This window comes from Dactylosporangium sp. NPDC048998 (genome assembly GCF_043197855.1).
Taxonomy (GTDB): Bacteria; Actinomycetota; Actinomycetes; order Mycobacteriales; family Micromonosporaceae; genus Dactylosporangium.
This window is the reverse complement of sequence record NZ_JBICTV010000010.1, coordinates 313,375-319,415: the sequence shown is the minus strand read 5'-3', so window position 1 is coordinate 319,415 and position 6,041 is coordinate 313,375. Positions and strand designations below refer to the sequence as shown.

The window sequence follows — 6,041 nt, the reverse complement described above, 5'->3', positions numbered from 1 at the left end:
CGGGGCCGTGCGCGTGCGCGCGCGGGGGGGGGGGCCCGCCCCCCGCGCCCCCCCCCCCCCCCCCCCCCCCCCCCCCCCCCCCCCCCCCCCCCCCCCCCCCCCCCCCCACGACCCGACGACTTCCCGCCGCGCGGTGGCCACGCCACCGCGCGGCGGACCTCGTTCAAGGAACAACCGGCTGGCGACTGCTCAGGCTGGGCTGACCGGAGCCAGGCGCTTGGCGAACCAGAAGTCGGCGTAGTGCTCGTCGTTGTAGGGCCGGGTCTCGCGGTAGCCGGCGGAGCGGTACATCGCGATCGCCTCGGTGAGGCTGCGGTTGGTGGCCAGCCGGGCCTGCGTCCAGCCCCGCTCGGCGGCGTAGCGCTCCAGCGCGGTGAGCAGGCGCCGCCCGAGCCCGAGCCCGCGGACGCTCTCCGAGACCCACACCCGCACGATCTCGGCCGGCCCGCCGGGGTGCAGCTTCACCGCGCCGCAGCCGACCGGCTCGGCGTTGAGGGTGGCCAGCAGCAGCACCCCGGCGGGCGGCGTCAGTTCCTCGTCGCGCACCGGCACGCTGTGCGCCGGGTCGAACCCGCCGGGGAAGCGCCGGGAGAGGTCCCGGGCGTAGGCGCGCACGCAGGCGCGGGCCCGCGGGTCGCCCGGCGGGCACGCCTCGACGAGCACCATCGACGCCACCAGCAGCCGCTCGACCTCGGCCATCGCGGCCACGAGCTGGTCGCGCCGCTCGGTGGCGAGCGGCTCCAGGATCGACCAGGCCAGCACGTCGGAGCGCCGGTCGAGCTCGTTCCACTCGGCCCGGCCGGCGGCGGTCAGCGCGGCGGTGCGCACCCGCGCGTCGCCGCCGGCCGGCTCGGCGGGCCCGACGGTCACGAGGCCGTCCGCCTCCAGGGTGCGCAGGAGCCGGCTGAGGTACCCCGAATCGAGCCCCAGCCGCGCCCGCAGCGCTGCGACCTCGGCGCCGGCGGGCCCGATCTCCCACAGCAGCCGCGCCTGCGCGAGCGGCCGCCCCCGCGCCATGTACTCGTCGTCGAGCGCGCCGACCCGCTGGGTGACCGTCCGGTTGAACCGTCGCACCGCGGCGACGAGCCCCATGTCCATATACCTGACTTTAGTCAGCTATCTGGCGGGGTGCCACCCCCAGTGCCGGGCCGAGCCGGGTGGCGATGTCGGCACATCCGGTCCTGCAGCCCGGGCGAGTGCGGCTCGACGCGCGCCGAGAACACGGTCGCCTGAGCAACTTCGCCGGCGAGCCAAAGGCCGCAGCGTCGTGTGATGATCTGGGCGTGGGAGGCTGGCAAGCACTGGTTCGCGATCTGGTGCATCGCACGCAGCGCGATGTTCTGGACGTCCTGGACGGCCTGGACCCGGCGTTGGTGGATGACGTCGTGCAGCCCGGCACCAACTCGATCGGTTGGCTGCTGTGGCATCTGACCCGTAGTCACGATCGCAACGTCAGTGAGCTGCAGAACCGGGAGCAGTTGTGGCTGTCGGAGGGGTGGTACGCCCGGTTCGGCCGAGCGGCCGACCCGGACGAGACCGGCTATGGACACTCTCCGGCGCAGGCCGCGTCCTTCCGCAGCCCGCCTGCGAGCGTGCTCGTCGGTTATCACCAGGCGGTTGTCAAGATGATCGATGAGTATCTTCGACGGGCGCCGGACGAGGACCTGGACCGGCTGGCCACGAGCCCCACCCTTGGCGACACCACCACTGTTCATCTACGGCTGGTCGGCGTTCTCGTCGAGGGCCTCGAACACGTCGGCCAAGCGGCCCTGCTCCGGGGCGTGCTGCAGCGCCGCCAGGAAGGCGCGAGCCCGAAGCGCGACGGCCCGTGATCTCGGGCGGTGCTGGTCAGGTCAGCCAGAGGTTGTCGTGTTCACGGTAGAACGCGGCGCGTTCCTCCTCGCCCATCTGCGCGACGTGGACCAGGCCTTCGAAGTAGCCCTCGCGGGGCGCGCCCGGCGAGAAGTGCAGCAGCATCGACGCCGGCGCTCCGGACTCGTTCTTGAACGCGTGGATGCCGCCCGCTGGGACGTGCACGTAGTCTCCGGGTTCGGCGTCGATCCAGCGCGCTCCGTCATAGATGCGTACGGTGCCGGACAGGATGTAGAAGGACTCCGCTATCGACCGGTGGAAGTGGGGTTCCGGTCCGGTCACGCCGGGGCCGCACTCCCATCGGTACAGACCGAACAGGCCGCCGGTCGACGCGCCGGTGGACAGGTAGTGCAGCCGGGTGCCGTTCGGATAGACGAGTTCCGGGGCGGTGCCGTCCGGGCGGTAGGTTGCGCTGATCTCGCCCTTTTGGCCGTGGTACAGCGGAGGTGGATAGGTCATCTCCACATCATGCACGCCAAGGGCCTCCCGGGAGGGGCGGCCGGCGGGTATGGCAGGGAAGGGCCCGGCCCAGGCGGGCGAGTGGGGACAGGGCCATCAGCACGGGTGACAGCAGCATGCCGGCGGCCGTGACCAGCAGGGCCGTGCGTACTCCCCAATGTTGCGCGAGGAAGCCCCCGAGCAACGAGCCGACCGGTGTCAGGCCCATGCCGGCGAAGGTGATCGTCGCGGTGACGCGGCCCTGCAACGTGTCCGGCGTGACGGCCTGCCGGACGGCCATGATCGTGACATTGACCAGTTGGCCGAAGGCTCCGAACACCAGGTTGATCGCGATCAGCGCGGAGAAGGTCGCCATGGAGCCGCCGTGCAGCGCGGGCACACACAGCATCACGCCGTCACCGATCGTCGCCGCCGCGACGAGCACCGGTCCGTAGCCGAGGCGGCCCGGGAGGCGGGCGGCGAGCAGGGAACCGGCCAGTGCGCCCGGTCCCGTCGCGGCGAGCGCCACTCCGATGGCAGTGCCGGACAGGTGCAGATCTCGCGGCAAGAAGATCAGGTACGTGGTCATCGTGGCCGCGAGAGAGAACTGGAACGCGGCCGAGGCGAGGCACACGGTCCGGAGCAGGGCATCGCCCGCCACGAAGCGGAGGCCGTTGTGGATCTGCCGCCAGATCCGCCGCGAATTGCCGGGGTGCGGGGAGATCGACTCGCGGTGGCGGATCCGGGCGATGGACGCGAACGACACGACGAAGAGCAGGGCGCTCGACACGGCGGCGATCGGCGCCGACAGCAGGGATGCCATCGCCCCGCCGAGGGCGGGACCGCCGACCTGGGCCGCGGACCGGCTCCCCTCGATCGCACTGTTGCCCTGCAGCAGCTGCTCGCGTCGCACCAGGCGTATCAGGGAGGCTTGATAGGCGACGTCGAAGAACACCGACAGGGCTCCGACGGCGAAGGCGATGACCAGCAGCACCGGCAGGCCGAGGCCGCCCAGCAGCGCGACCACGGCGGCTGCGCCTAACGCCACGGCTCGGCCGAGGTCCGCCAGGACCATGACGGTGCGGGTCCGCCACCTGTCCACCCACACGCCGACGAACAGCGCGAGCAGCAGCTGCGGTGCCTGCCCGACCGCGCGCAGGACACCCAGTTCGCCCGCACCCACGTTGAGCGTCAGGACGGCGAGCAGCGGCAGGATCACCAGGCTCGCCTGCTCGCCCAGCTGTGAGGCGGTCTGGCCTGCCCAAAGGCTGCGGAAGTCGGAGTCACGCCAGAGGCTCGGCAGGCTCGGCGCAACGGATCGAGCGGAATCGGAAGCGGACGGCACGAAGACCCCTTGGGATCGCTGCGGACAGGGCTCACCGACCGCCGTACGACAACATCGACGGTTCAGGTGGGAAGGCTCGCTGTGCCGCGCGATGCAGGGGCAGCACGCGATGACAGGCCGATCACGGCCTAAGACGTCAACGCGCGCTCGGACGACCGGGCATGTCTCAGCTCCTCATGGGGTCACTCGCCGCCCGACAATAGCCGCCGGTCGTCCAGCACGAAAGGCAGAATGCCGCGACACTTGAGGCGTGCCCGACTCGCGTCCGCAACAGCCCGCACGGCGGTTCGTCGTGCAGCTGCACCGGGCCCGGCGCGTGCACTACGACTTCCGGCTCGAGCTGGACGGCGTGCTCGTCAGCTGGGCCGTGCCGAAGGGGCCCTCGCTCGACCCGAAGGTGCGCCGGGCGGCCTTCCACGTCGAGGACCACCCCATGGAGTATGTCGACTTCGAGGGCGTCATCCCGGCCGGGACCTACGGCGGCGGCGACGTGATCGTGTGGGACGCGGGGACCTGGGTGCCGTACAAGGACCCCGACCCGGCCGCCGCGGTCGCCGCCGGGGAGCTGCACATCGAGCTGCACGGGCAGAAGCTGCGCGGCCGGTTCGTCATCGTGCGCACCCGCGGCGACGATTGGCTGCTCATGCATAAGCGCGACGAGCACGCCGTGGCCGGGTGGGACGCCGCCGCGCTGCCGCGCTCGGTCCTCAGTGGACGGTCCAGCGACGACGTGAAGGCCGACCCGGAGCTGATGTGGCGCTCGGACCTCCCGGTGGCCCGGGCGGCGGTGCGGCTCAAGGCGAGCGGGCCGGCGGACGACGAGCTCGCGCGGCTGGAGGCGCTCGGGGAGTCGGGGACGTGGCACGTCTTCGGGCGGGACCTGCGCGTCACAAACCTGAACAAGGTGCTGTTCGCGGGGCGCGACGGTGGCGCCGAGGTGACGAAGCGGGAGATCCTGCGGTACACCGCGGAAATCGCGCCGACCGTGCTGCCCTATCTGGCCGGGCGCGCGCTCAACCTCCACCGCTTCCCGGCCGGCCCGGGCTCGAAGGGGTTCTGGCAGAAGGCGCTGCCGGGGCACGCGCCCGGCTGGCTGCCGCGCTGGCGGGAGCCGGGCTCGGGCACCGAGTACCTGGTCGCCTCCGAGGCCGCGGCGCTGGTCTGGGCGGTGAACTACGGCGGCCTGGAGTGGCACCCGTGGACGTCGCCGACGGACCGGCCGGACCGGCCGACGTACGCGCTCGTCGACCTCGACCCAGGCCCCGACACGCGCTGGGAGGACCTGCTCGTGCTCGCGCGGCTGCACCGGACCGCGTTCGAGCACCTCGGGGTCGTCGCGCGGGCGAAGGTCACCGGGCGGCGCGGGATCCAGATCTGGGTGCCGGTCGCGGCCGGGCCGGGGTTCGGCGAGACGCGCGCGTGGGTGCAGGCGCTGTCGCGGTCCGTCGGCTCGGTCGTGCCCGACCTGGTGAGCTGGGCGTGGGAGCGGGCCGGGCGCGGCGGCTTGGCGCGGCTGGACTTCACGCAGAACGCGGTGAACCGGACGCTCGTCGCGCCGTACAGCCCGCGGGCCGCGCCCGGCGCGCCCGTGTCGGCGCCGATCGACTGGGACGAGCTCGACGATCCGGGCCTGCGGCCGGACGGGTTCACGATCCGGACCATCAGCGCCCGGCTGGCCGCGCGCGGCGACCTGTTCGCCGAGGTACTGCACCATCCGCAGCGGCTGCCACCGTTGCGCTGACGCGTCAGTGACCGACGACGGTCCCCGGCCGATCGTGGCCGGGGACCGTCGTCACGGGGTTGTGCGGGCGAAATGCCGAACCGTCAGAGGGCGCGGCGGCCGCGGCCGCCCACGCCCGCGACGACGGCGACACCGACCGCCGCGAGCAGCACCTGGACCAGCAGTTCGCCCCAGTCGACACCGGGGGTGTCGGTGGAGATGCCGATCGCCCTGGCCAAAACCGTGCCCAGCAGGGCGGCGATGATGCCGACGACCATCGTGAGCAGGATCGACATGTGCTGCCGGCCGGGAACCACCAGCCGACCCAGCGCACCGACGATCAGACCGACGATGAGCGCCGTGATGATTCCGGTGACAGTCACAGCTCCTCCTAGAAGGCTCGTTTTCCGGTCGAGTCATTGATGCCCCGGGGTTCGCCGGACCAAACACCGCATCGATCGGGTGGCTTCGCCGGAAATCGCGGCGTGCCCGCAACGGGGTGACAAGACTGGTCGTACCCGGAAGCGAAGCATGCGATCGCACAAGCTCACCGGCAGCCAGGTGACCGCCCCCGTTGTCCGCGGGGGAACGGCACGACACGGCGGTATGGCGCCGGCCGCATCCACGGCCCGCGGCCGGCGTCATACCCAAAGGCGACGAACCGCC

At 72.4% G+C, this 6,041-nt stretch carries 6 protein-coding genes; 2 read left to right on the top strand and 4 right to left on the bottom strand.

The window, feature by feature from the left end; genetic code table 11:
• Positions 1–189 precede the first annotated feature (189 nt).
• Positions 190–1,098 carry a GNAT family N-acetyltransferase gene (locus tag ACGFI8_RS24745; RefSeq protein WP_392808293.1) on the bottom strand — a complete coding sequence of 303 codons (909 nt, stop codon included), beginning with the start codon at positions 1,096–1,098 and terminating at the stop codon, positions 190–192.
• 98 nt (positions 1,099–1,196) lie between these two features.
• On the opposite strand from ACGFI8_RS24745, the gene ACGFI8_RS24740 reads away from it, so the two are divergent.
• Positions 1,197–1,832 (top strand): DinB family protein, encoded by a 636-nt coding sequence (locus ACGFI8_RS24740; protein ID WP_392808291.1) that lies wholly within the window; start codon positions 1,197–1,199, stop codon positions 1,830–1,832.
• Positions 1,833–1,848: 16 nt separating this feature from the next.
• Here the strand turns inward: ACGFI8_RS24740 and ACGFI8_RS24735 are convergent, their stop codons facing one another.
• Both ACGFI8_RS24735 and ACGFI8_RS24730 read right to left on the bottom strand, forming a co-directional pair.
• Positions 1,849–2,331 (bottom strand): cupin domain-containing protein, encoded by a 483-nt coding sequence (locus tag ACGFI8_RS24735; RefSeq protein ID WP_392808290.1) that lies wholly within the window; start codon positions 2,329–2,331, stop codon positions 1,849–1,851.
• A 7-nt stretch (positions 2,332–2,338) separates the two neighbouring features.
• On the bottom strand, positions 2,339–3,655 hold the full coding sequence (locus ACGFI8_RS24730) for an MFS transporter (RefSeq protein ID WP_392808288.1): 1,317 nt from the start codon (positions 3,653–3,655) through the stop codon (positions 2,339–2,341).
• A gap of 250 nt (positions 3,656–3,905) precedes the next feature.
• On the opposite strand from ACGFI8_RS24730, the gene ACGFI8_RS24725 reads away from it, so the two are divergent.
• Complete coding sequence (locus ACGFI8_RS24725) at positions 3,906–5,396, top strand: DNA polymerase ligase N-terminal domain-containing protein (RefSeq protein ID WP_392808286.1); 1,491 nt, start codon at positions 3,906–3,908, stop codon at positions 5,394–5,396.
• Positions 5,397–5,479: 83 nt separating this feature from the next.
• On the opposite strand, the gene ACGFI8_RS24720 is transcribed toward ACGFI8_RS24725, so the two are convergent.
• The gene (locus tag ACGFI8_RS24720) at positions 5,480–5,758 is read right to left on the bottom strand and encodes a GlsB/YeaQ/YmgE family stress response membrane protein (protein ID WP_392808284.1); all 279 of its coding nucleotides are present in this window, start codon (positions 5,756–5,758) and stop codon (positions 5,480–5,482) included.
• Between the last annotated feature and the right edge of the window lie 283 nt (positions 5,759–6,041).